The 1,533-nt window shown below is 70.5% G+C and carries 1 protein-coding gene and 1 other RNA gene; both read left to right on the top strand.

Annotated features, from left to right (window positions below; translation table 11 throughout):
- The first annotated feature begins 61 nt into the window (after positions 1-61).
- An RNA gene (ffs, locus tag DY245_RS32950) (signal recognition particle sRNA small type) lies at positions 62-160 on the top strand.
- 45 nt (positions 161-205) lie between these two features.
- Positions 206-1,533, top strand: a 1,328-nt coding sequence (locus DY245_RS32945) for a DNA polymerase III subunit gamma and tau (protein WP_128510831.1), incomplete at its 3' end; no start/stop codon positions are given.

Below are 1,533 nucleotides of genomic sequence, written 5' to 3'. Positions count from 1 at the left end.
GGAGTGGGGGGCGGGGGAGGGGTCGGGTCGTTTCTTGGGTGGGGGATCCGCTAGTGTGGTGCGCAGCCCCTCACGTGGCGCTATCTGACTGAACTCCCCCAGGGCCGGAAGGCAGCAAGGGTAGGTCGGCTCTGGCGGGTGCGTGGGGGGCGCTTGCGTTTGCGGGGCCGGTCGATTGTCAGTGGGGCCCGATATCGTCGTATGCGTGTCGTCCCTTGCGCTGTACCGCCGCTACCGTCCCGAGACCTTCGCCGAGGTCATCGGGCAAGAGCACGTGACCGATCCGCTGCAGCAGGCATTGCGGAACAATCGGGTCAATCACGCTTATTTGTTCAGTGGGCCGCGTGGTTGTGGCAAGACGACGAGTGCGCGGATCCTGGCGCGCTGCTTGAACTGTGAGGAAGGTCCCACTCCTACGCCCTGTGGGAAGTGCCAGTCGTGTGTGGACCTGGCCAGGAACGGGCGGGGCTCGATCGATGTGATCGAGATCGACGCGGCGTCGCACGGTGGCGTGGACGACGCCCGTGAGCTGCGGGAAAAGGCGTTCTTCGGGCCAGCCGGCAGTCGCTACAAGATCTACATCATCGACGAGGCGCACATGGTGACCTCGGCGGGCTTCAACGCCCTGCTCAAGGTCGTCGAGGAGCCGCCGGAGCATCTGAAGTTCATTTTCGCGACCACCGAGCCCGAAAAGGTCATCGGGACGATCCGGTCGCGTACGCATCACTATCCGTTCCGGCTGGTGCCGCCGGGCACGCTGCGGGACTACCTGGCGGAGGTGTGCGGCCAGGAGGACATCCCGGTCGAGGACGGCGTGCTGCCGCTGGTGGTGCGCGCCGGAGCCGGGTCGGTGCGTGACTCGATGTCCGTGATGGACCAGCTGCTCGCCGGGGCCGGTGCGGACGGTGTGACATATGCCATGGCGACGGCCCTGCTCGGGTACACGGACGGCTCGCTGCTGGATTCGATCGTGGAGGCCTTCGCCTCGGGGGACGGCGCGGCGGCCTTCGAGGTCGTGGAGCGGGTCATCGAGGGCGGGAACGACCCTCGGCGGTTCGTCGCGGACCTGCTGGAGCGGCTGCGGGACCTGGTGATCCTGGCGGCCGTGCCGGACGCGGGGGAGAAGGGGCTGATCGACGCCCCCGCGGATGTGGTGGAGCGGATGACCGCGCAGGCGTCCGTCTTCGGCGCGGCCGAGCTGAGCCGGGCCGCCGACCTGGTCAATACGGGCCTGACGGAGATGCGCGGGGCGACCTCGCCGCGGCTGCAGCTGGAGCTGATCTGTGCGCGGGTGCTGCTGCCCGCGGCGTACGGCGACGAGCGGTCGGTGCAGGCGCGGCTCGACCGCCTGGAGCGCGGTGCGGGTGCGGCGCTGCTGGGCGGTGCGAGCGGTGCGGTCGGTGCCGGTGGGATGAGCGGCGGTGCGGCGCCCGGGGGTGGCCCCGGCGTGGCGCCCGTGGTGTCGTCCGGAGGCGGGCCCGCGGCCGGGTACGTGCCGGGGCCGGAGGCGCATCCGCCGATGCCGGCCGCGGG

The sequence above is a fragment of the Streptomyces inhibens genome (assembly GCF_003389455.1).
Classification (GTDB): domain Bacteria; phylum Actinomycetota; class Actinomycetes; order Streptomycetales; family Streptomycetaceae; genus Streptomyces; species Streptomyces inhibens.
The sequence above is the reverse complement of the archived record's forward strand: the minus strand, read 5'-3'. Positions and strand labels throughout refer to the sequence as shown.